Source organism: Marinagarivorans sp., from assembly GCF_982758155.1.
Map to the genome: position 1 here is coordinate 33,797 of NZ_CEXWTU010000005.1, position 21,849 is coordinate 55,645.

At 45.7% G+C, this 21,849-nt stretch carries 25 protein-coding genes; 12 read left to right on the forward strand and 13 right to left on the reverse strand.

Features of this window, described 5'->3' with window-relative positions:
* Positions 1–135: 135 nt before the first annotated feature.
* The 3 genes from tkt to AC3A8L_RS01400 form a co-directional block, all read right to left on the reverse strand.
* Positions 136–2,136, reverse strand: coding sequence for a transketolase (gene tkt, locus AC3A8L_RS01390; protein ID WP_487960423.1), 2,001 nt, complete (start codon positions 2,134–2,136; stop codon positions 136–138).
* Between the two features lie 42 nt (positions 2,137–2,178).
* Entirely contained in the window at positions 2,179–2,940 is a 762-nt protein-coding gene (locus tag AC3A8L_RS01395) for a zinc ribbon domain-containing protein (RefSeq protein WP_487960424.1), read from the reverse strand.
* 79 nt (positions 2,941–3,019) lie between these two features.
* Positions 3,020–3,601, reverse strand: a complete 582-nt coding sequence (locus AC3A8L_RS01400) for a Fe-Mn family superoxide dismutase (protein WP_487960425.1) — start codon at positions 3,599–3,601, stop codon at positions 3,020–3,022.
* Between the two features lie 295 nt (positions 3,602–3,896).
* Between AC3A8L_RS01400 and AC3A8L_RS01405 the strand changes: the two genes are divergently transcribed.
* The 7 genes from AC3A8L_RS01405 to tatC all read left to right on the forward strand — a co-directional run bounded on the left by AC3A8L_RS01405 (position 3,897) and on the right by tatC (position 8,395).
* A complete protein-coding gene (locus AC3A8L_RS01405; protein WP_487960426.1) occupies positions 3,897–5,372 on the forward strand; it encodes a c-type cytochrome in 1,476 nt (491 codons plus the stop codon).
* Between the two features lie 173 nt (positions 5,373–5,545).
* Positions 5,546–5,743 carry a hypothetical protein gene (locus tag AC3A8L_RS01410; RefSeq protein WP_487960427.1) on the forward strand — a complete coding sequence of 66 codons (198 nt, stop codon included), beginning with the start codon at positions 5,546–5,548 and terminating at the stop codon, positions 5,741–5,743.
* 244 nt (positions 5,744–5,987) lie between these two features.
* Positions 5,988–6,386: a phosphoribosyl-AMP cyclohydrolase gene (gene hisI / locus AC3A8L_RS01415; RefSeq protein ID WP_487960428.1), complete on the forward strand. Its 399-nt coding sequence runs from the start codon at positions 5,988–5,990 to the stop codon at positions 6,384–6,386.
* Complete coding sequence (locus AC3A8L_RS01420; RefSeq protein WP_487960429.1) at positions 6,383–6,715, forward strand: phosphoribosyl-ATP diphosphatase; 333 nt, start codon at positions 6,383–6,385, stop codon at positions 6,713–6,715. Before hisI ends, AC3A8L_RS01420 begins: the two co-directional genes overlap by 4 nt.
* Before the next feature lie 120 nt (positions 6,716–6,835).
* Positions 6,836–7,096 carry a twin-arginine translocase TatA/TatE family subunit gene (gene tatA / locus AC3A8L_RS01425; RefSeq protein ID WP_487960430.1) on the forward strand — a complete coding sequence of 87 codons (261 nt, stop codon included), beginning with the start codon at positions 6,836–6,838 and terminating at the stop codon, positions 7,094–7,096.
* Positions 7,097–7,102: 6 nt separating this feature from the next.
* The gene (gene tatB, locus AC3A8L_RS01430; protein WP_487960431.1) at positions 7,103–7,621 is read left to right on the forward strand and encodes a Sec-independent protein translocase protein TatB; all 519 of its coding nucleotides are present in this window, start codon (positions 7,103–7,105) and stop codon (positions 7,619–7,621) included.
* 6 nt (positions 7,622–7,627) lie between these two features.
* Positions 7,628–8,395, forward strand: coding sequence for a twin-arginine translocase subunit TatC (gene tatC, locus AC3A8L_RS01435; protein ID WP_487960432.1), 768 nt, complete (start codon positions 7,628–7,630; stop codon positions 8,393–8,395).
* An 83-nt stretch (positions 8,396–8,478) separates the two neighbouring features.
* On the opposite strand, the gene gmhB is transcribed toward tatC, so the two are convergent.
* From gmhB to cynS, 3 genes are all read right to left on the reverse strand, one after another.
* On the reverse strand, positions 8,479–8,982 hold the full coding sequence (gene gmhB / locus AC3A8L_RS01440; protein ID WP_487960433.1) for a D-glycero-beta-D-manno-heptose 1,7-bisphosphate 7-phosphatase: 504 nt from the start codon (positions 8,980–8,982) through the stop codon (positions 8,479–8,481).
* Complete coding sequence (locus tag AC3A8L_RS01445; protein ID WP_487960434.1) at positions 8,975–10,027, reverse strand: glycosyltransferase family 9 protein; 1,053 nt, start codon at positions 10,025–10,027, stop codon at positions 8,975–8,977. The genes gmhB and AC3A8L_RS01445 overlap by 8 nt, the downstream gene beginning before the upstream one ends.
* Before the next feature lie 117 nt (positions 10,028–10,144).
* Positions 10,145–10,585: a cyanase gene (cynS, locus tag AC3A8L_RS01450; RefSeq protein WP_487960435.1), complete on the reverse strand. Its 441-nt coding sequence runs from the start codon at positions 10,583–10,585 to the stop codon at positions 10,145–10,147.
* Between the two features lie 456 nt (positions 10,586–11,041).
* On the opposite strand from cynS, the gene AC3A8L_RS01455 reads away from it, so the two are divergent.
* The 3 genes from AC3A8L_RS01455 to AC3A8L_RS01465 are packed head-to-tail and all read left to right on the forward strand — an operon-like array spanning position 11,042 to position 12,838.
* Positions 11,042–11,485 carry a phosphate-starvation-inducible PsiE family protein gene (locus AC3A8L_RS01455; RefSeq protein ID WP_487960436.1) on the forward strand — a complete coding sequence of 148 codons (444 nt, stop codon included), beginning with the start codon at positions 11,042–11,044 and terminating at the stop codon, positions 11,483–11,485.
* Between the two features lie 3 nt (positions 11,486–11,488).
* Positions 11,489–12,100: a MarC family protein gene (locus AC3A8L_RS01460; RefSeq protein WP_487960437.1), complete on the forward strand. Its 612-nt coding sequence runs from the start codon at positions 11,489–11,491 to the stop codon at positions 12,098–12,100.
* 9 nt (positions 12,101–12,109) lie between these two features.
* Positions 12,110–12,838, forward strand: coding sequence for a 3-deoxy-D-manno-octulosonic acid kinase (locus tag AC3A8L_RS01465; protein WP_487960438.1), 729 nt, complete (start codon positions 12,110–12,112; stop codon positions 12,836–12,838).
* Between the two features lie 20 nt (positions 12,839–12,858).
* Here the strand turns inward: AC3A8L_RS01465 and AC3A8L_RS01470 are convergent, their stop codons facing one another.
* Positions 12,859–13,515 (reverse strand): YceH family protein, encoded by a 657-nt coding sequence (locus AC3A8L_RS01470; protein ID WP_487960439.1) that lies wholly within the window; start codon positions 13,513–13,515, stop codon positions 12,859–12,861.
* Between the two features lie 108 nt (positions 13,516–13,623).
* Here AC3A8L_RS01470 and AC3A8L_RS01475 point away from each other — a divergent pair, with 108 nt between their 5' ends.
* Both AC3A8L_RS01475 and AC3A8L_RS01480 read left to right on the forward strand, forming a co-directional pair.
* Positions 13,624–15,009 (forward strand): DNA recombination protein RmuC, encoded by a 1,386-nt coding sequence (locus AC3A8L_RS01475; RefSeq protein ID WP_487960440.1) that lies wholly within the window; start codon positions 13,624–13,626, stop codon positions 15,007–15,009.
* 9 nt (positions 15,010–15,018) lie between these two features.
* The gene (locus AC3A8L_RS01480; protein ID WP_487960441.1) at positions 15,019–15,510 is read left to right on the forward strand and encodes a YchJ family protein; all 492 of its coding nucleotides are present in this window, start codon (positions 15,019–15,021) and stop codon (positions 15,508–15,510) included.
* A gap of 17 nt (positions 15,511–15,527) precedes the next feature.
* Here AC3A8L_RS01480 and AC3A8L_RS01485 read toward each other — a convergent pair whose 3' ends face one another.
* The 6 genes from AC3A8L_RS01485 to AC3A8L_RS01510 all read right to left on the reverse strand — a co-directional run bounded on the left by AC3A8L_RS01485 (position 15,528) and on the right by AC3A8L_RS01510 (position 21,795).
* Positions 15,528–16,541: a hypothetical protein gene (locus tag AC3A8L_RS01485; protein ID WP_487960442.1), complete on the reverse strand. Its 1,014-nt coding sequence runs from the start codon at positions 16,539–16,541 to the stop codon at positions 15,528–15,530.
* A 12-nt stretch (positions 16,542–16,553) separates the two neighbouring features.
* Entirely contained in the window at positions 16,554–17,690 is a 1,137-nt protein-coding gene (locus AC3A8L_RS01490) for a glycosyltransferase (RefSeq protein WP_487960443.1), read from the reverse strand.
* Between the two features lie 49 nt (positions 17,691–17,739).
* Positions 17,740–18,639, reverse strand: a complete 900-nt coding sequence (locus tag AC3A8L_RS01495) for a rhamnan synthesis F family protein (RefSeq protein WP_487960451.1) — start codon at positions 18,637–18,639, stop codon at positions 17,740–17,742.
* 143 nt (positions 18,640–18,782) lie between these two features.
* Complete coding sequence (locus tag AC3A8L_RS01500) at positions 18,783–19,841, reverse strand: glycosyltransferase family 2 protein (RefSeq protein WP_487960444.1); 1,059 nt, start codon at positions 19,839–19,841, stop codon at positions 18,783–18,785.
* 15 nt (positions 19,842–19,856) lie between these two features.
* Positions 19,857–20,582 carry a DUF4197 domain-containing protein gene (locus AC3A8L_RS01505; RefSeq protein WP_487960445.1) on the reverse strand — a complete coding sequence of 242 codons (726 nt, stop codon included), beginning with the start codon at positions 20,580–20,582 and terminating at the stop codon, positions 19,857–19,859.
* Between the two features lie 40 nt (positions 20,583–20,622).
* A complete protein-coding gene (locus AC3A8L_RS01510) occupies positions 20,623–21,795 on the reverse strand; it encodes a TRAP transporter substrate-binding protein (protein WP_487960446.1) in 1,173 nt (390 codons plus the stop codon).
* Positions 21,796–21,849 lie beyond the last annotated feature (54 nt).

Consider the following 21,849-nt stretch of genomic DNA (forward strand, 5'->3'; position numbering starts at 1 on the left):
CGCTAAATACAGTGCAAAATACTCAGTAACATTTAAACAACAGAGGTTGTGATTAAACATTCAATACACGAAGTCGTTAAAACTGGACTCAGGAAAACTAAAGGGTAAAAAGGCGCCCGAAGGCGCCCTAAAGAATTAATCTAATAATTCTAATGTGGTACTCACAACATTATCAACAGTGAAACCAAAATGTTCTAACAATACGTTACCAGGAGCAGATTCGCCGAAAGAACTCATACCTACAACGGCACCGTCTAAGCCAACATATTTTGCCCAGTAATCAACATGCGCAGCTTCAATTGCTACACGCGCAGTCACTTCGATAGGCAATACACTTTGCTTATACGCAGCATCTTGCTGATCAAAAATGTTAGTACATGGCATAGAAACAACACGTACTTTCTTGCCTTTAGCCGTTAGTGCTTCAGCAGATTTCATTGCTAAACCCACTTCAGAACCCGTAGAGATCAAGATAGCTTCTGGTGCGCCGTCGCAATCACTTAAGATGTAACCACCTTTAGCAACGTTAGCCAATTGCTCTTCGGTACGTGGCATAGCTGGCAAGCCTTGACGACTAAAGATAAGCGCCGATGGGCCATCTTTGTACTGAATCGCAGACTTCCAAGACACTGCAGTTTCGGCTGCATCACAAGGGCGCCAAGTATGTAGCTTTGGCGTTAAGCGCAAAGTGGCTACTTGCTCGATAGGCTGATGCGTTGGACCATCTTCACCCTGACCAATTGAATCGTGGGTATAAACAAAAATGTTTTGTGCACCCATCAATGCCGACATACGAACCGCATTACGCGCGTATTCCATAAACATTAAGAAGGTTGCGCCGTAGTTAATAAAACCACCGTGCAAAGAAATACCGTTCATCAATGCGCTCATACCAAATTCGCGCACACCGTAGAACAAGTAGTTACCGCTAGCATCTTCTTTAGTAATGCCTTTAGAGCCGCTCCACAAAGTCAGGTTAGAACCCGCCAAGTCGGCAGAACCACCGAGTAATTCAGGCAACATAGCACCAAAGGTACCAATAGAATTTTGCGACGCTTTACGGCTAGCAATATTCTCGCCCTTCTCTTGGCACTCTTTAACCCATGCAGTCGCTTTCTCTTCGAAGTCTGCAGGTAAGTCGCCTTTAACAACACGACGATCGTATTCGGCGGCTAATTCGGGATGCGCAGCTTGGTAAGCAGCGTACTTTTTATCCCATACACTTTCTGCGCTCGCGCCCGCTTCTTTACAATCCCAACCGGCATAAACTTCAGCAGGAATTTCAAACGGCGCATGTGGCCAGTTCAAAAATTCACGCGCCGCTGCAATTTCTTCATCACCTAATGGTGCGCCGTGACAATCGTGACTGCCAGACTTGTTCGGTGAACCAAAACCGATGATGGTTTTAGTACAAATTAATGTGGGCTTGCCCGTTTCGGCTTTAGCCGCTTCGATAGCCGCTTTGATCGCTTCTGGATCATGGCCATCAACCGCTGGAATTACATGCCAGCCGTAAGCTTCAAAACGCGCAGGGGTATTATCGGTGAACCAGCCTTCTACGTGGCCATCAATCGATATGCCGTTGTCATCCCAAAATGCAACCAACTTACCGAGACCTAAAGTACCGGCCAAAGAACACGCTTCGTGCGAGATGCCTTCCATCAAACAACCATCACCCATGAAGGCATAGGTGTTGTGGTCAACAATTTCGTGGCCTTCACGGTTAAACTGTGCCGCCAATGTTTTCTCGGCGATTGCCATACCAACAGCGTTAGCAATACCCTGCCCCAAAGGACCGGTTGTTGTTTCTACGCCTACGGTATAACCGTATTCTGGGTGACCCGGCGTTTTTGAGTGCAATTGACGGAACTGCTTAAGCTCATCAATCGGTAAGTCGTAGCCCGAAAGGTGAAGCAAAGAGTAGATAAGCATAGAGCCGTGGCCGTTTGATAATACAAAGCGGTCGCGATCGGTCCAAGATGGGTTTGATGGGTTGTGCTTTAAGAAGTCACACCACAAAACTTGTGCTATATCTGCCATGCCCATTGGCGCACCAGGGTGGCCGCTTTTGGCTTTTTGTACTGCATCCATGCTCAAAGCACGGATTGCATTGGCGAGGTCTTTTTTAGATGGCATTAGAGCACTCCTAAGAATTTATCAGGTGAGTTAATGGGCAAATCACGGGTTTGCAGTGCCGCCCATTTGTAGTAATTGTCGGTTGACTTGCAAACGGAAGGCATCGATAGCTTTAATGGCTTCTTCGTTTGCATTTACACGACTGTTTAGGTCAGTTTTAAGCGCCTTGAGTTCGGCCGACACGTTGCGGCTTTGGCTTAAGGCTGATTGCTGTGACTCTTGCACTTCGCTCAACACCGCCAGTTCGCCCTGCAAATCGACAATTGCCGCCTGTAGTGCTTTTTGGTCTTTCTGTTGAGCTGCTTTTAGGTTTGCAACAGACGTCCGAACTGTTTCCACCGTTTTTTTGTTGTTTTCGATCGCTTTGCGGTTTCGGTCATGTGCAACCCCCCAAAGCTTGCGAATCTCGGAGCTATTTTCTTTAACGTCAGCATCCAACGTTTTGACTCCCGCACCTAGGCTGGTCAGCGATTGCTCGGACGCATCCCCGGTTACGGCTAGTTTTTGCTCGAGCTCGGCAATGCGCGCATCGGCACTACCCAACTGTTGAATCAAATTTTTACGCTCGGCATCCGATGTGGTGACTTGCCAAAACAGTAGCCCAACAAACCCTAACGAAACAAGCGAAGCCACCAGCGCTAGCGGCGCCAAAGGGGATTTCACCTCAACAACACGCTGACTAACTGGCGCAGGACGTGATGCTTTCTTGGGAGTGACATTAGAGGCAACAGCCCGCGGCTCATCAAGCACGGCTTGATCAGATAAGTTGGAAGCAGATAAGGTTGGTTCGCGGCGTTCGGTCATTAATACTATATGGCAGCTGAAAAGGCGCCAGTATACAAAAAAAAGGAGGCGAAAGCCTCCTTTTAAACCAGCTTAAGCACTAAGCCAAGTTTTGATTTGCAAATTCCCAGTTTACAAGCGCCCAAAAGGCATTCATGTAAGTTGGGCGTGCATTGCGGTAATCGATGTAATAAGCATGTTCCCACAAGTCTACGGTTAATAAAGGTGTAACACCGGCTTCAGTTAGCGGTGTTGCAGCATTACTGGTATTAACAATCTTCAATGAGCCATCTTCGCTTTTCACTAACCACGTCCACGAAGAACCAAAATTATTTATCGCGGAGTTAGTAAAAGCTTCTTTGAAAGCATCGAAAGAGCCAAATTCAGCCACAATAGCATCACCCAATGCACCAGAAGCTGCGCCGCCGCCATTAGGGCTTAAACAGTTCCAATAAAACGTGTGATTCCAAATTTGAGCCGCGTTGTTGAATACACCGCCAGAAGATGTTTTTACGATATCTTCAAGGCTTTTGCCTTCAAATTCAGTACCGGGAATCAAGCCGTTCAATTTGGTTACGTAGGTTTGGTGATGCTTGCCGTAATGGAATTCAAGCGTCTCTTCAGAAATGTGGGGCGCCAGCGCATTTTTCGCGTAAGGCAAAGCGGGTAATTCAATCGCCATAATATTTCTTCCTATTACTGGTTGGATTTGAAGCACACTGACGGTGCTTTGGGGATAGCTTTATACGCATAAAAAGAGCCACTCGAAAATGCTTTACCCTCAACAAACATAGGGCTTTTAGCCTCTTTTCAATACGCCATATAACGGCGAGCAGATTACCAGATACTCCCGCCGCTCGCTAGCGGGCATCAAGTGACATTAATCTCCCAGCGTGCATTGCAGGTGCAACTTTTTTATACCCCCTCCGTATAGGGAGCCACCGAACGGTATTTATCCATCGAAAAGGAAGCACACAATGCACATGATATTTCACTCACAACGATTGCGCGGAGCGCTCGTAATAGCATCACTTAGCTTGCTGCAGGCCTGCGGCAGTAGCGACTCCAACTATAGCGCGACCCCCATCAACACAGACAATACTGCACAATCCGGCTCCGAACTTTATAAAGCGCAGTGCGTAAGCTGCCACGGAGAAACGGGGAACGGCAATACACCAATCACCGACTCTCGGCCAGCCAACGAACTTGCCACTTATATCGCGAATAATATGCCTAAAGGTAATATTGCTGCCTGCGATACCCTATGCGCAGACAAAATCTCCGACTTTATACTTGGCGGCTATGGCGTTGCACCAACAGCGCTCAGCCGGCCGAGCTTCAAACTGGACTGGCATGAGCATGGGAACAGCTACAAAGTGCTTGCCGGCTTCTCGAGCCTGCAGTGGACTAACGACAACCCGCAAGCCTCGACCATCGATTCTTGGCAGTGGTTATATACCCGCGCCAGCGATACCCCCGAGCATAGCTCCTGCGATACAGAAACCTGCTTAAGCCAATGGCAGCCACTCGTTACAGCAGAAAATGAAGCCCTTGACGCTCCTTTCAGTAAATTTGAACGCAGCGATAGTTATTGGCAAGTCAGCCTATACGGCATGCCGCTATACACAAAAACTTCCGCCAGCAACCCGCCACTGCAGAACTCAGACTGGCCTGTCGCCACCTCAGCTCCCACACAACAAACCAATAACTGGCTAATGACATCCGGCCTACTTAATACCCAAGGGCAGAACACAACAACACTAGAGTCACTCAGTAACCGCAGCCTTTACATCAAAACAAGCGAGGGCGAGTGCGCCGGAATGTGCTTAGATAGCTGGCCATCTCTATTGGTGCCCGCAAACCTTACCCTGCAAAAACCTTATGGCCTAAAAAGCACTCAACAGGCAGATTTAGCCCAACTCACCTATCAAGGGCAAGCACTACACCTATTTAGCTCAGATTCTAGCGGCGATTCCATAGGTGCAGACATTATCGGCTGGCAGCGTTCTGCAATCACCCCAATCCGCTGGAGCACAACCACAGCAGGTAACGCCTTAGTGGCAGATGGCCCAAGCCTACTTTGGACAAATACCGACAATGGCTGGGAGAGCCAATGGAAGAATACTAACGGGTACAGCCTTTATACCTTTGCAAACGACGGTGACTTCGCCGCAACCCCAGACACAGCAATGCTAGCCTGCAACGCAAGTTGTGCCGAAGCTTGGCCACCGCTAATGGCGCACGCCAACAGTTATTCCAGCGGGAAATTCGGCTTAGTCGCACGTGGAAACGGCTGGCAATGGAGCTGGAATGGCAAGCCACTCTATTTGCATGCCGCTGACACTGATGCAGGACTCACAATCGGGCATAACGCGCAAGGCCCTTGGACACTTGCAGGGTGGCAGGCAACCACACCACCCAGCGATACTCAGCCAAGCGACAACGGCTACTAAACGTCAAATACTCAATAAGGTGCGCACACTCACCCTGTGGCGCACCGCCTTCTCACGGCTAAACTCAACTCGCTTTCCGACCACTGACAGGTAAAGCTGAAAAGCCTGTGCTAGCTTTAAAGGAATGACTATTTGTGCATTCATCTAAAGTAAGTCGAGTACGAGGAGACGGTATGAAATGGGAAAAAGCATCATGGATGCGGGCATTCATATTATTGGGCGCATCTTGCTTATTAGCAGCCACCATCACACTAAGGCATGCGCACGCAACGCAGAACCAAGCCTCCTTACTCAGCGGTTACACCAGCCACTCCGAGCGCGTCACCGAATACCTTTTCAACGGAAATGAAGGCAAATTTGTATGGGTCTGATGTAATAGCCCACCAAAGACATGCACAAAACCATAAACACTTGCACCATGCCACTGCAATGAATCTCACACATGTAAAGCAAGTACCGCCAGTGCTATATCAAATATGCAACTCAAGTAATCTATGCATTTGCCGACTGTTTCACTCAGGCAAAACAAAACCTCGATATACTATTGAAATAAACGCACCCCTCCCCCACAAAGGGGAAGCACTCACCAACGCCTATGGGCTAAGTAGCTAAAACATGAGTAATGCCCCTAAAGCGAGCTTTCTTGATGATGTTAAATGGACATCCGATGGACTTGTACCCGCCATCGCACAAGACGCCAAAACTGGCCGAATACTAATGATGGCCTGGATGAACCGTGAAGCACTCGCCGAAACTGCACGCACAGGATTTGCCGTATACTGGTCCCGTTCGCGCCAAACCCTATGGCATAAAGGCGAATCCTCAGGGCATCAGCAAAAAGTCTTTGAGATCCGGCTCGACTGCGATGCCGACGTGGTGACCCTACACATTGAACAATCCGGGGGTATTGCTTGTCATACTGGACGCGAATCCTGTTTCTATCGCGTATTAGATGGCGAGCAATGGCTCGAAAAAGACCCTGTATTGAAAGACCCAAAAGAGATTTACTCATGAGCGACGTACTCCGCCAACTTAGCCAAGTGCTAAATGAGCGCAAAAACAGCGCAAACCCAGAGCAATCCTACGTTGCGCTTTTGCACCAAAAGGGCTTAAATAAGATTCTCGAAAAGGTAGGCGAAGAATGCACAGAGACATTACTTGCCGCCAAAGATGCCGCAGTAAGCGGTAACAACCAAGACGTGATCTACGAAACAGCCGACTTGTGGTTCCATTCACTGGTTATGCTCTCCCACCTCGGTGAAGACGCCAATGCTGTAGTTGATGAGCTTGCTCGACGTTTTGACCTTTCTGGGCTGGAAGAAAAAGCACAGCGTGATAAATAATAACGGCTTTTAAATAGCCTAAAATAAAGATAACGCTAGATCAAAGCCTCTACACCCAGTTTTCGAAATGGTAGCGGCTGAATTAGCAACAGAAATAACTTCTAAAAAAAGGTTTTTAATATGTTAGGTGGCATTGGTATTTGGCAGCTTTTAATTGTACTTGTTATTGTATTGTTGTTGTTTGGCACTAAACGCCTTAAAGGCTTGGGTGGCGACCTTGGTGGCGCTATCAAAGGCTTTAAAAAGGCAATAACCGACGAGAAAACGGAAGAGACTGAGGAGCAAAAGCGTGTAGATGACGAAACGACTGCCGCCCCTGACGTCGATGCTGCTAGCACAGAGACACCCGTAGAAAAAACTCAAACAGAAAATAAGCAGTAATCCCTCGTGTTTGATATTGGCTTATTTGAGATATTAGTCGTAGGCGGCGTCGGCCTTGTTGTTATTGGCCCCGACAAGCTCCCTGGCGCCATTCGAACCGGAGCCCTTTGGGTTGGACGCCTTAAGCGCTCAATCGGCGACACCCGACGCGAGATTGAACAACATATAGGCGCCGATGAAATTCGCCGCGAGCTGCGTAACGAAGAAATTATGGCTTCGCTGGAAAAGCTTCGAGAAGCACGAACTCAGCTCGAACAAGATATCAACGCCCACGCATCTGGGGAGTCGATTGAACACAATTCCCATGACGAAGATTATGACCGCAGCCAAGAAAATCATCACCATAATGACGGCCCGCACAACGATAACGGCCATGAGTATCATGATGAGACTGCTGCAATCCACGAGCACCCCTTGCCTAACACTCAGACGCCTAATAACGCCGGCAGCGAAGACACCGTAGCAGTAGAGCCTGAAAGCACCAATCAAACCAAGGAAGCCGGCACACCGCCGAGCAATGTTTAAAAACCTATGACCGACGAGTTTGAAGAAGAGCAAGAAACCCAACCACTAGTGGCGCATTTAACTGAACTGCGAGATCGCCTCGTACGTGCAGTACTTGCCGTAGTCGTCATATTTATCTCACTGATTTACTTTGCGAGGGACATCTACAATTTTGTAGCTCAACCCCTTATTCAAGCGCTGGAAGGCACCAGCACCATGATCGCGACAGATGTGACAGCTACATTTTTAACGCCATTTAAGCTGACATTTTTTGTTTCCGTTTTTATCGCTATGCCATTTTTGCTTTATCAGATATGGGCTTTTATTGCACCGGCACTTTATCGAAATGAAAAACGACTCGCCAAACCTATTTTCGCCTCCAGCGTTATATTGTTTTACCTCGGCATTGCTTTCGCGTATTTCATTGTCCTACCGCCAATATTTATGTTCTTTAATGCGGTCACTCCTGACGACGTCGCATTAATGCCTGACATCACCACGTTTTTAAGCCTTGTCATTAAATTATTTTTTGCCTTTGGTCTCGCGTTTGAGATACCCGTAGCAACGGTAATATTGGTGACGGCGGGTATTATTTCACCTGACGGGCTAGCACAGAAACGCCCTTACGTAATTGTTGCCTGCTTTGTTATCGCCATGCTAATGACGCCGCCCGATGTGGTAAGCCAATCCTTACTTGCCTTCCCTATGTGGGGGCTATTTGAAATCGGTATATTCTTCGGAAGGCTCGCGATTAAAAATAAGCCTATTCAAACAGAAGAAAGCGAAGAAGCTTAGCTCATAAAGAAAGGCTAATATCCGTAAAAAAGGAGAGCGCTAGCTCTCCTTTTTTTGTTTAAACAGTTTCGCAAAACACCCAATCAAAACACCAGTTCTGCCAATGCAGCATAGTCCGCCTTACCGCTTTCCAACTTGACGCCTCGAACCCCAGCCGCTTGCGCCGCAAGAATATCGCTTTGACTATCCCCCAGCATCAAACATTGCTCAGCCTTTAAGCCGAACTCAGAAATAGCTTGCATCAACATGCCTGGCCCGGGTTTTCGGCAGCTGCATTTTTTTAAATAATGACCCTTAGCTTCGACTGGGTGATGCGGACAATAAAAAACCTTGGCGATATTTATGTTCTCGCGCTCAAACTGAGCGATCATCCATTGGGTTAAAATATCGAAATCATCCTCGGTGTAATACCCGCGACCAATACCCGACTGATTCGTCACTACAATTATCTGATATCCCATATCAACCGCCTGACGACAAAAATTAAAAACACCAGGCACAAAATCAAAATCGTCAATCTTATAAACATAGCCTTTATCGATATTAATGACACCATCTCGATCCAGAAAAAGTGCGCGCTCAGTCATCACTCAACCCCTTGCTCTGGCACAGTGAATCGAACATAGCCGTAACGGCATTAACAGAGATATCGGCCATTAAACGCTCCCCCTTTACCCTTACCCCCCAACGGTGTAATTGATCGCTTTTTTGCAGGGCAAGATGTTGATGATAAACCTCAACAACCCACGGCAGTGAATGATAGGGACCGGTTCGCGCAGGGTTGCTGTGGGCATACAAACCAATCACTGGCGTGCCCTGCGTAGTCGCCATATGCGCAGGGCCCGAATCTGGGCTCAGCACTATATCCGCGGCTTTTAGCATTGAAAGTAATTGCGTCAGGCTCGTTTTAGCGATCATGTTTATCGGCGATTTCGTGCAACGGTCAACAATAGCTTGTCCCAATGCTTTCTCGTGCTCTGTCGGGCCACCGCATAACACCACACAAAAACCTTTTGCCGCAGCATAGTCAGCCACTTGAGCATAGCGCTCCGGCAACCAGTTGCGCTCCGCATTACTGGCTGATGGCGAAATTACAAATATTTTTCGCTCATTCAAGTGAGCCTCAAGTAGCAAAGCCTCGAGCCAAACTTGGTCATCAGAAGAAATTGGGATATTCCAAGCGGGAACAAAATCGGGCACGCCAATGGCCGTCGCAAAAGCCGCAAAACCTTCTAACACATGCGGCTGAGGCAAAGCTTGAACACGCTCATTGACGACAAGCCCATGAGCCTCCTTAGAAAGATGCTTAGGGAATCCAATTTTACGTGTTGCTCGAATACAAGCCGCTGCAATGTTAGCCCTTAAGGCCACCTGCATATGCAGCAACGCATCAAACGTTTCCGGCAGTTGAGTGCGTAATTTTTGATAAGCCATAACCCCATCGCGCTTATCAAAAATAACAAAGCGGATATTCGGTAATTGCTTTAATAAAGCGGCCTCTATTCGACCAATGACCCAAGTGATTTTGGCATCTGGGTAATGCGCCTGTATTGCTTGCACAACAGCGACAGCATGGCATACATCACCAATTGCCGATAAACGCAAAATACATATAGATTGAATAGAATTCACTAGCCACCATACTCATCAATGCGCAAAATGCGCGTGGAATAGCCGGCTAGTGTAACGAATCAAGTAATCAAACCCAAATGCGGGGACTCAATACGTTCAAAAAAGATTAGTCGTTCATTACCAGGACTTGTAAGGCAAAAACTTTCCATTTAAAGTCAGAACAACACGATCTCCCTTCGGACACTCTTCTTTAGCGACATCCATCGAGAAGTCAATTGCACTCATAATTCCATCGCCAAACTTTTCCTGAATAACCTCTTTTAATGTTTCGCCGTACACCCCTACAACTTCATATAAGCGATAAATTAGCGGGTCTGTAGGGACGGCTTGATCCCATATTTTTGTTGGGTAAGCCGCAAGGGCTGTAGCCACACCTTCATCCAACTGAAAAAAGTCGGCAATTGCCGCCGCTGTTTCCAGTGGAGCAGAGTTCATACCTAGGCATGCAGATGCCAGCCAAACAGGTGAAACGCCAATGTGGCTACCGGCCTCCTCCCAAGTGACAGACTTTGCAGATTTTGCAGCCATGATGACCTCAGTCATTTCCAGTTTATTCATGTTTATACACTCCAGATAAGTACGGGTAAAAAGCAGCAAAAACACCACGATGGTGCGTTTTTGGGTAGCGCTTGCACCAAGCTCATCCAGCACAACCCAAACTAACGCAACAACACGGCCTCTAAAGCTTAAAAGCTAACATCGTGCCAGTAGTTACCAGTACATCATCGAGGGAATAAAATACCTCACTAAAAACAGCACGATAGTAAGCGACCAAAAACAATACACCTATACTAAGAGGACACCAAACTTAAGCATAATGAGCATACAAGGCAGCTAACCACGGCAAGCGGACACAACGTTAAGAATATATAGATAGGTATTTTGGGTATATGCATATCGCTGTTAAACTAGTAGTAACAAAGCTTTACATAGCACCTTCGTGCCACCAATGGAGCGCGACCATAATATAAGGCAGCCTATAGTGAACAATAAGAACCCTAACAGTGGAATGGCATGAAGAATCTTGAGAACACCGACCCCTTAATATCGCGACTCTATTTAGTAGTACGAATTTGCGTGAAATGCCTCGCGGTACTAATGGTATTTGTCATAATAATGGGAGTCATTGATGTCGGCTGGACTCTTTACCAACGTTTATTAACCCCACCGTTATTCATACTAACCATATCTGACATGCTGGCCACTTTCGGCGCATTTATGGCCGTACTTATTGCAATAGAAATTCTTATCAACATCACTATTTACCTGCGCGATGATGCGATTCACGTAAAAATTGTTCTGGCTACCGCACTGATGGCCATAGCACGAAAAGTCATCATCTTAGATATTGATAAAGTAGAGCCCCAATACATCTATGCCATCGCCGCTGTCACTCTTGCTATGAGCATTGCCTACTGGCTGATACATAAGCTTCCCCGCGAAAGCCACTCTGATTAATCCATGGAAAACTTCATCGCAAACTTCGTTCTTTTTTTTGCGGTTATAGACCCCATAGGAACAGTGCCCGTCTTTATTGCAGTCACCAAACAATTAACACCAAAGCAAAAGGCATTAACTGCATTAAAGGCAGTGGTTATTGCTTTTTTTGTGTTGCTATTTTTTGCCGTAGCAGGCGAACTTATATTCACCGCGATAAACATACCGTTATCCGCCTTTCAAATTGCAGGCGGCATTATTTTATTTTTGTTTGCCTTAACTATGATACTTGGAGACGGGAAACCGGAAAGTGAAATCAAACAACTCGAGTCGCATCATCAAACTGCCGCATTCCCCCTCGCCATCCCCTCCATAGCGAGTCCAGGTGCAATCCTTGCCGCCGTGATCATGACAGACAACAACCGCTTCAGTATTATGGAACAGCTAGGTGTAATATTTTGCATGACAGCCGTTTTAGCTATCACCCTAATGCTACTTCTATGCTCCGGTTTTCTTTACCGTACTATAGGCTCTAATGGCGCCAATATTACCAGTCGAGTTATGGGCATGATCTTAGCTTCACTTGCGGTTACTCAAGCTCTAACCGGCATCAGTATATATTTTAAGCTTCAATAGGATGACCCCGTGCCACACATAGCTAAACTCTCTAGAAACCTTCATATACTCGACTGCACCTCAGGCACGCAAACAATCACTCGAGACTGGTTTTCACCGAACTATTGGCAAGATCAAAAGGCCATCACTGGACAAAGTTCCGGCCGAAGCACGACCTATTTCATCCAAAATGACATTCATCACTACGTGCTCCGACACTATTATAGAGGCGGCATGGTTCGCCACATCATGCGCGACACCTACGCATTTAGCGGCTTAAAAAACACCAGAGTCTATGCCGAACTACAGATTTTACAGAAACTAAACACTTGGGGGCTGCCCGCACCAAAGCCAATTGCAGGACTCATAGAAAGAACCGGACTGTGGTATAGAGCCGATATTCTTATGGCAAAAATACCCGACGCAAAAGACTTATTCCAGCATTTACAACAACATAATTTAAGTCAGCAAGAGTGGCGAAACGTAGGTATAACCATTGGCCACTTCCATCAACACGGTGTTTATCACGCCGACTTAAACTGCCACAATATTATGCGAGATGATCGAGGTAAAATTTGGCTTATCGACTTTGATCGCGCAAAGTTACAGACTGATCTCGAAAACAAAGCCAGCTGGACAGCACAAAATTTAGGACGACTCTATCGCTCGCTCAATAAAGAGCTCGCACGCTGCGCCCAATTTGCATTCGAACAGCAAGACTGGGAGCAACTCCTCGCAGGCTACGACAGCATCAAATAGCGCACAACACAATCCAGCACTTAAACCATCAAATCATCAAACTGCGCTTTAAGCTCAAGAAAGGCTGCTTTTAGCTTAGTCAATTCCCCCTCCAAAGACTCCACTCTAGAGGATAAAGTACTACTGGACTGCCTTCCAGCCTCAGCCCCACCCGGCAACAACTCAATCTCTAGCTCGCCGCTAAATAAGTGCGCCCATCGGTTTTCACGCTTACCTGGCTCACGCGGTAATTTTTGTACAAACGGACCCGAAGATTGATCCGATAGTTTTTCCAGTACAACCTCAACATCACCCACATCTTTAAACCCTGCTAATCGTGCCGAACGAGTCCTTAGCTCCCCCGGTGTTTGTGGGCCACGCAGGAAAAGCAGGCATAGCACAGCTATCTCTTTCTCGTTGTAGCGCACCTCAGCAAATTCACTGGTGCCGAAACGGTGTTGATATTTAGCAACGCGCGCACCGGAACGAACCTCGGCCGCTAAGTTTTGAGCAATAAGATGGTCCAAGGCCTCCTGCACCTCAACCTCCTCAAACTCAACAACAGGATCCCTATTACTTTTTTGATTACAGGCGTTCGTTAAACTATTTAATGACAACGGGTACTGATCTGGCGTTGTAATCGCTTTTTCAATTAAACAGCCAATAACACGGGTTTCAATCAAACTTAGCTCTTGCATGGGAATGCCTCTAATTTTTTTAAGATTAAGCCAGACAAACAGCCCCTTTGGCAAGCGCCATTCAAAGGCGCATAATTACACCCTACAAATAAAACTGACACCATCAACATGCCCGCATCATTGAACACCATCCTTCAATCACCCGCTTTCATTTCAGCCGCAACACTGTGCCTTGGTCTATTTATCGGGGCTTTGGTCCACGCGTTATGGGCAGCCAGACGCAGGCAAAGCGATTTACAGCAGCATCAAATACTAGAAACTAACGCTACGCAGCTCACCTCAGAAAATCATTACCTCAATAAGCAATATGAAGAGCAGCATCTACAAATCAATAACTTAACAAGTCGCTTAGAGCAAAAAAGCCACCAAGTTGTACAACTACACACCCAACAGCAAGAAAGGGAACGCGCCCATCACCAACAAGTGTCGCAGTTTGAAAAGCAACAACAGCTCTTAAGCGTACAATTTGAACACCTAGCACAAAAAATATTTAACGATAACGGTACGCAATTTTCCAAGAATCAAGAGCAATCCGTAAAGCTATTACTGGAGCCTTTCAAGCAACAGCTAGGTCGCTTTAGCCAACAAGTTGAGCAATTCCAACATAGTCAAGTTTCTTCACACGCAAGCTTGAGTACTGAATTGCAGCACCTCAAGGTCTTGAACCAAGAAATCACCCAGGAAGCCCACACTTTAAGCCAAGCACTCAAAGGCGACAAAAAACTCACAGGAACATGGGGTGAAATGCAATTAGAACGCTGCCTTCAAGCCGCAGGACTCATGCGCGATTTACACTATCAACGAGAAGCCAACTTTGTTACCGCGCAAGGACAAAACCGACGCCCCGACTTCATTATCAACTTACCCGACAATAAACACATTATTATTGACAGCAAAATGAGCCTTGTAGCCTACGATGCCGCAATTGCCGCAGAGACAGAACAAGAGCAAATCTTAGCGCTGAATCGCCACATTAAAGCGCTGCGCAAGCACATGGACGATTTGGCGCAGAAGGATTACAGCGCACTAAACGGCGCTAACAGCCCGCATTTTGTACTTATGTATCTCGCCATCGAACCCGCCTTTATTGAGGCGCTTAAACATGACAACACACTTTACGAATACGGCAGTCAAAAGAATATTATTCTAGTAAGTAATACAACCCTCATGCCGGTATTAAAAACCATTTCTAATTTATGGTTATTGGAGCGTAGCCATTCGCAAGCATTTGCGTTGGCAGAACGCGCTGGCGACATTCACCAACAAGTCTGCATGATTGCAGAGCGCCTAACCAAACTTGGGCGCAGCCTACAAACAGTCACCAATCATTACAACGATTCCGTAACCGCAATCGTAGGACGACAAGGCTTATATGGGAAAGTAGAGCGCTTTGGCGACCTGGCAAAAAATGCCAGCCCATTACCTGACATCGAAGAAATACATAACGACATAGAAACACATAAACTGCACTCACGAACAGAAGCCCACGATTAAGCCTAAACCATGACAACCAATATCCCTTGCTACTGCTGTTCGCAGCTAAATTATTCCGATTGCTGTGAGCCGCTACTTTCCGGCCATAAACAAGCATTAACCCCAGAAGCGCTTATGCGCTCGCGCTACAGCGCTTTCCGCACCCAAGACATCGACTACATTATTACCACAACTCACCCAAGTTTACAGCAGGTGGACGACGCAGCCACGCTAAAGAAAACGATAGCAACCACACACTGGCACGGCCTTAAAGTTATTCGAAGTGAAGCTAAAGATGATGCGGAAGGGATCGTTGAATTTTGCGCATTTTACAGCGAAAAAAAATCTGATGGAGGCAGTATTAGCCAAGAAATTATGCAGTTACATGAAGTCTCAAACTTCACTAAAATCGAAAATTTCTGGAAATATCATCAAGGGGAACATTTACCCGACATAAAACTAGGAAGAAATGACTTATGTTATTGTGGGAGCGGAAAAAAAATCAAGAAATGCCCTCACTGAACAACCAGTGATATCCATTAGCGCGCAGCAAGCAGACCATCCAATACAGTCAAAAAAACTTCTCTCCCAACAGGAACATCCTGCGAAGGAATAACTACAGCACTATTGAGTTGTTCCACAATAGCCTCAACGTCTAGGGCCGACTCCGTCGTTAAACCCGCCTTTACAATAGCTTTTATTCGAGGCGGCTGATCTTTGGCGACAGCCACAGCGATCGACGGTATTTTTAACGCGACAGCTTGAGACAGCATATCCCCGCCACCCAGCACCGCAACCCGAGAACCTTTCATCAAGGCCATCAAATCCGCATTCGGTAATTGCCTATGAAAAACAACACCCGCTTTCAATAATACCTCACCCTGATAATTGGGCCCCAGCAACACATGGCACTGCTCACCGGTCTGCTCAAACCAGCGAGTCGCTGCCAAAATGAAAACATCCGTTGCTTTAACCCCGTTTACAGCATGCCCGCCACCGCCCGCCGAAAAGACGACATAACGCTCAGCCACCGAAAAAGGTAATGATGTGCTTGGCACACTAAAAACTGGCCCCATAAAATACGGAGCTGGCTTTCGCGCTAAAGCTAATTTAATCCGTTCGAACCATGTTACATCGCCATCTACAAATTTAAATTGCGTAATACAGTGAGCATCAACGTTACCGATACGATTAAGCGCAAATGCACGCCTTCGCTTTTTTTTGTGCTGACTAATAAAAATAACTTTGCAATCAAGTTCTTTTGCTTTTTTATACTGCGATGCACGCCCAGAACAGTCAAATATCGCAATGGTTGGCCTCACACATTGCAAAATAGCATTAACTTGCACCGTGCATTTCGTTGGGGATTCATCAGTAAGATGTACAGGGTATGGGCAAGCATCAACATAAGGTGCGCCTTTACTGAGTATAAAAGACACTTCCACCTCAGAATATACAGCGCTAACCGCATCCGCCAAAATTAGCGAGCGCATATACTCGCCAATACCTTCAGGGCCAGAAACAGGAATAAACAGAACTTTAATGCTAGCCATTACAGAATAACGTTACGGTGTTGTTAGCGGGGTAGGTTTTCTAGAAGCTTGACACTGCTTAATTGGCGATCGCGCCACAAAATCATCGCCCAAAAGTGCTAAATAACGACTAGCCGCCTTGCTACTGCCCACTTGATCCAATATTTCAGGGCGAGAATAGGAGGGACTTTCGTCAATATACTCATTGATTTTTTGGGCCAGCGCATTCGGATTACCCGGCTCAACAAGCCAGCGTTCCAAAGGACCTGTTAATATTTCTCTTGGACCATAATCACAATCAGCGCTAATCGTATTCACGCCTAAAGATAACGACTCAATTAGCACCGTAGGAAAGCCTTCAAAATCAGAGCTTAACACCAGCCCTTTCGCCCCTTTAATCCACGGATAAGGATTGCGCTTAAAACCGGGTAAAATCACACGATCCTGAACGCCATATTTTTCAGCCAGTTTTCGCGCCTTTCGAACATTTTTACACAAACAAACAAGTTTAATCGGTGATTTCACTTTAGACAAAGCTTCAAACAAAACATCATGTCGCTTTTGTCTCGCCACGCGCCCAACATGGATCAAGTAAGGCTCAGTAGGAATAGCTTCATCCAAAGCATCGGACAAGGTCGTGACTTCATTTAAGTCCAACGGATTGTATATTGTCGTTAAGGACTTAGGTTTAATTAAGGGTGAACGAGCAATACCTTCAGCAACGCCTTGCGACACCGCAACAACATCCTTCCCCGATAACCCCTTGAGTGACTGCCTAACCATCCACCACTTGAAAGGCTGTAACCAACGGACATTTAACGTATGCGCTACGGAGTTATGTACAACATAGAGAGTGTTACGGAGATTGAGCTTTGCAACAGCGAGGTTTGTTTTTTCCAAGTTGGATATATGTAAATCAAACCGCCCATACTCTGCCTCAATAGAATTCAATTTCGAAGCTAACACTTTACTAGGGAAGTAACGATCAACAATATTATCAATTTTTAAAGAAAAGACAGGTACTTTTGGAGGTAAGTCGTGCTCACATGCATCATCTAAAACCAGCACTATGCAAGCATGGCCTTGACTGGTTAGCGTTTGAGCAAGCGTCAACATCACCCTCTCAGCGCCCCCGCCAGCTAGACTATCAATAAGAATTGCTATAAGCACAAGCCACCCTCATATCTATGAATGCGAGAAAGAAATAGGCTTCCCTGCATTAGAAATCCTTCGCCAAGAAGTCTTCGGGTACGGTATCTTGCAATAAAGCGTCATGGAGGTTTTCTTTAATTACACTTGTTTTAACAAACGGAAAACCTTCTAGCACCAATTCCTGCCAAGCAAAATAAACTCGGTTCGATAACAAGGGGTCAGGAACTAATGAAGGAAATAAGACTTTAAGGGTGAAACCTAGTTGCTTAATTCTATTAGCGAACTTAAGCTCATAAAAATCAATAACGAGCTGCTTATCGGTAAAATTCAAGGTATGCAGCATCATTTTACAGAATACCTCTGACTGCACCACCCCTCGATCCAGCGCAAAGAAAAAACTCTGCATATGCCAATATGGACAATAATTATCCGTAAGGCCATACACATCAAATGCCCCCAATCTAATTTCTTCAAAAATTGTAGCTAAGTGAGTTTTATTTAACGGCCCTACTAAACTATCATTTACAAAATAAAGTCTACTCCAGAGTGATTTGTCCGGAATTTCACAAAACACATGTGCCCATGCAGCAAAATCAAAGCCTATATTCTCTCTAAAATAGATACCCGCTAATTTAGCCTCAACATCCGCATTAATATAAAACGAAGACGAGTCCTGATCAGTATTCACAATCAAAACAATGCTCACCCCCAACTCAGCTAAGGCTTGGACATATTCAACTACATGTTTTTTAAGCTGTGGATCGGGAGCATGTGTTACAAAAAAAGCGACTTCACCGGTCAGCTCAACACTTTTTTTATACTCACACAATTTAGCCGTATTCGCACCGCTAGCACGCCACTCAAGCTCAGACTCCAATCTTTCATGTAGCCTCACATGCTTCTTGAACACTCGACGTCGAACATATGGAAGCTTACTCTTAAACGACCTCCGAACATTTCTAAACATCAAACTCACTACACCCTCCGGCAATCACAGGAACCTAGACATTCATCATAAACAAAAATACAGCTAACCAACCTTAACCGCTCTAATGATGTTTTTTAACCAACATCCATTATTGTAAAATGATATTACGCACACATTGACACCTAAAAGAAATTTAAAGCCAGCATTGTAAACCCCACAATAACAAGAGGGGGTACGACTAGCTTATATACCAATTTAATCTTTGCCCTCAAAACCTCGTATCCCACACTCCACAAAAGGCGAGACTTTTTTCGGATACCTAAAGATTCACCATATTCTTCAAAGAACTTCGAAAACTCTGCCAATGAAGCATTACTTAACTGCCTCTTTGTAGACCAGTCCAATAGTTGCTGTAATATATGCAACTCATCAGTCGCCTGCTCAACATTCATATAGGCACGGCAACGTCGAATAAATACGTCATTAACTTTAATCGGCCGATTAAGTTTTGCGACACAAAATGTCCCAGTATACATTTTGAGCTTTTTTTTCATGTAAGGGAAAAAACTCATTAGAGATATACTGTACGATATTCCCTCAGCATTCATGTCATGCTGCCGGTAACCTAGCAATCGCTCATCAACATATGATACCCCCCCAAGTCGCGCAGCACGATACGCAAGCCACCAATCATGAGGCACTTCATCAGGAAAAGGAGCAGATCCACGATACAACCCCGATCGAAACACCGCACAACATCCATTGACCGTACTATAAAAGTAAAATTTCCGAAAACCTTTACCAATAATGGGAGAAATCGGCATTCGCTCCATCAAACTACTAGGTAGCAAGCTATCGTTTTCCGCAATCAAATCAGCATTGCTATACGCAAGCATGATTTCATCCGAATTAAACTCCTTCATGGTTCTCGATATTTTATTTGGATACCAAATATCATCCTGATCACAAAGCGCTATGAATTCACCTTTACATTTAGCAATGACTTTTTCGAAGTTTTTGACATATCCTAAATTACTATCATTTTGATACCATCGAAATTGATCATTGCCTTCATACTCTGAAAGAACCAACCTAGTGTCATCTGACGAGCAATCATCCGCAACTACGATTTCTATATTCGGGTAGTCCTGCGTTAACAAACTATCCAACTGCTGCCTTAAATATCGACTGCCGTTGTAAGTGGTAACTGCAATAGAAACCAAAGGAAAAGTATCGTTCATGACCCACCTACAACCTTAACGTCCAAACACAGCACCAATTAAAACATTACCCTGCTCTACTGGGTTTTCTCGTATTTTTTTCTCTTCGGCTGCTATTTGTGAAAATAGTGAATTTAAGCCCATATCAATCACTCGCGCCTCCAGATCTAAATCTGGTTTGTTTCGAATCGGCGCTAACTTATAAGCGTTTAACAATTGCTTATAATCACCATAAAAACCCAATTGATCCAGTTGCTCTTTGGCAATTTTTTGATAGTGCTCTCGAATTTCCAATTCAGTTTTCGACCTGAAAAATAAAGTGGCTGCATTTTCACCTCCGCGTACAATACCGATAGCGTCCGTCACATCCATACTTTTAATGGCATCGATTAAAAAGGGTTTGGCTTGCGCAGCCGCTTTTTCAGCTCCGCGATTCATCAGCACTTCAACATTATCAAGATACCCGCCTAAACCAAAGCTACGCAGTGCACTCGCAATATTTTGAACATCTTCCGGCAGTGCAATTTTGAATTTTGCGCTATTTGAATAACCACCGCTTTCACTTAGCGCGTCTGTAGCCCTTACGGCGCTGAGCTCTAGTGCCTCTTTAACTGCAGAAGACAGTTGCGCAGGGTTATACCCCATCGCTTGCGAGAGCTGAACACCGGTGTCTGCAACCTGCCCCAAATTAGCACAGCCCCCCATCACCCCTGCTACAACAATAAGCGCACACTTCATAAGTTTCGATCGAAAAATTTTCATAGCTGAAATATCTCCGCAGGCTTACTACAATCTTTAAATTTTAATTAACTGGCTTTACCGATAACGGTCGCGCAGCCTCTCTCGCATCTAAATAAGCTTGCTCGCTCAGCATGTGGTAACCCCGCACTTTATAGAGATAGTCACTATAATGCTCATAGACCCGTTTAAATAAAGGGTCATCAACAGAGTATTCAGCGTAAAGCTCTTCGCTCATACCAGCAAAACTCTTCAATACATCCACAGGAAAAGGTCTCACATCAACCTTATGGTGCTCAACGAGCTCGACCAAAGCATCATTATTTCGCGCCGTATATTCATCTAGCATATCTTGGTTTACTGTTCGCGCCGCAGCCTCAATCATTGCTTGTAAATCATCAGGCAGGCCTACGTAAGCCTCTTTATTTACAATAAGCTCTAAGGTGGGGCCAGGCTCATGCCAACCGGGATAATAGTAATACTTGGCAATCTGATGAAAACCAAAAGCTAAATCGTTATATGGCCCAACCCACTCAGTGGCATCAATAACGCCAGACTGTAACGCGGTGTAAAGCTCGCCACCGGGAATATTCACCGCGGTACCGCCCGCGCGCGAAAACACATCGCCGCCAATACCCGGTATACGCATTTTTAAGCCTTGAATATCATCAAGACTATTAATTTCTTTATTAAACCAGCCGCCCATTTGCACGCCCGTATTACCTGCAGCAAAGGGAACCAAGTTATGCTCGGCATATATTTCGCGCCATAAAGCCAAGCCACCGCCATAATGCAACCAGCCGTTTAGCTCTTGCGCCGTCATACCAAAAGGAACAGACGTAAAAAATACCGCTGCAGGGATTTTACCGCGCCAGTAATAAGCCGCACTGTGTCCCATTTGCGCACTACCAGAGGAAACAGCACCAAACACGCCCATTGCCGGCACCAACTGATTAGCCCCATAGACTTTGACCTTGAGCCTGCCATTACTCATTTTATCCAGTAGTTTGGCAAAATTTTCAGGTGCGGCCCCTAAGCCTGGGAAATTTTTCGGCCATGTGGTAACCAGCGACCACTCGTAAATTGCTCCGAGAGGTTTTGCCGAGGCAACATCAATAACATTGTTCGTTAAAGCAGACTTATCCTTAAAGATCAGGCTGCCCATCAAGCCAATGATCACCAGCATCAAAATAGCAATAATCGTAGGGTAAAGTAGCGCCTTGTTTTTGCGTACCATAAATTATTCTTATTCTTTTAGATTAATACATTACCCACGAGCACTAATACACCC

What these genes read in the sequence shown, in the direction of transcription:
- tkt (WP_487960423.1), bottom strand. Translation starts at nt 2,136, where the DNA reads ATGCCATCTAAAAAAGACCTCGCCAATGCAATCCGTGCTTTGAGCATG.
- AC3A8L_RS01395 (WP_487960424.1), bottom strand. Translation starts at nt 2,940, where the DNA reads ATGACCGAACGCCGCGAACCAACCTTATCTGCTTCCAACTTATCTGAT.
- AC3A8L_RS01400 (WP_487960425.1), bottom strand. Translation starts at nt 3,601, where the DNA reads ATGGCGATTGAATTACCCGCTTTGCCTTACGCGAAAAATGCGCTGGCG.
- AC3A8L_RS01405 (WP_487960426.1), top strand. Translation starts at nt 3,897, where the DNA reads ATGCACATGATATTTCACTCACAACGATTGCGCGGAGCGCTCGTAATA.
- AC3A8L_RS01410 (WP_487960427.1), top strand. Translation starts at nt 5,546, where the DNA reads ATGAAATGGGAAAAAGCATCATGGATGCGGGCATTCATATTATTGGGC.
- hisI (WP_487960428.1), top strand. Translation starts at nt 5,988, where the DNA reads ATGAGTAATGCCCCTAAAGCGAGCTTTCTTGATGATGTTAAATGGACA.
- AC3A8L_RS01420 (WP_487960429.1), top strand. Translation starts at nt 6,383, where the DNA reads ATGAGCGACGTACTCCGCCAACTTAGCCAAGTGCTAAATGAGCGCAAA.
- tatA (WP_487960430.1), top strand. Translation starts at nt 6,836, where the DNA reads ATGTTAGGTGGCATTGGTATTTGGCAGCTTTTAATTGTACTTGTTATT.
- tatC (WP_487960432.1), top strand. Translation starts at nt 7,628, where the DNA reads ATGACCGACGAGTTTGAAGAAGAGCAAGAAACCCAACCACTAGTGGCG.
- gmhB (WP_487960433.1), bottom strand. Translation starts at nt 8,982, where the DNA reads ATGACTGAGCGCGCACTTTTTCTGGATCGAGATGGTGTCATTAATATC.
- cynS (WP_487960435.1), bottom strand. Translation starts at nt 10,585, where the DNA reads ATGAATAAACTGGAAATGACTGAGGTCATCATGGCTGCAAAATCTGCA.
- AC3A8L_RS01455 (WP_487960436.1), top strand. Translation starts at nt 11,042, where the DNA reads ATGAAGAATCTTGAGAACACCGACCCCTTAATATCGCGACTCTATTTA.
- AC3A8L_RS01460 (WP_487960437.1), top strand. Translation starts at nt 11,489, where the DNA reads ATGGAAAACTTCATCGCAAACTTCGTTCTTTTTTTTGCGGTTATAGAC.
- AC3A8L_RS01470 (WP_487960439.1), bottom strand. Translation starts at nt 13,515, where the DNA reads ATGCAAGAGCTAAGTTTGATTGAAACCCGTGTTATTGGCTGTTTAATT.
- AC3A8L_RS01475 (WP_487960440.1), top strand. Translation starts at nt 13,624, where the DNA reads ATGCCCGCATCATTGAACACCATCCTTCAATCACCCGCTTTCATTTCA.
- AC3A8L_RS01480 (WP_487960441.1), top strand. Translation starts at nt 15,019, where the DNA reads ATGACAACCAATATCCCTTGCTACTGCTGTTCGCAGCTAAATTATTCC.
- AC3A8L_RS01485 (WP_487960442.1), bottom strand. Translation starts at nt 16,541, where the DNA reads ATGGCTAGCATTAAAGTTCTGTTTATTCCTGTTTCTGGCCCTGAAGGT.
- AC3A8L_RS01495 (WP_487960451.1), bottom strand. Translation starts at nt 18,639, where the DNA reads ATGTTTAGAAATGTTCGGAGGTCGTTTAAGAGTAAGCTTCCATATGTT.
- AC3A8L_RS01500 (WP_487960444.1), bottom strand. Translation starts at nt 19,841, where the DNA reads ATGAACGATACTTTTCCTTTGGTTTCTATTGCAGTTACCACTTACAAC.
- AC3A8L_RS01505 (WP_487960445.1), bottom strand. Translation starts at nt 20,582, where the DNA reads ATGAAAATTTTTCGATCGAAACTTATGAAGTGTGCGCTTATTGTTGTA.
- AC3A8L_RS01510 (WP_487960446.1), bottom strand. Translation starts at nt 21,795, where the DNA reads ATGGTACGCAAAAACAAGGCGCTACTTTACCCTACGATTATTGCTATT.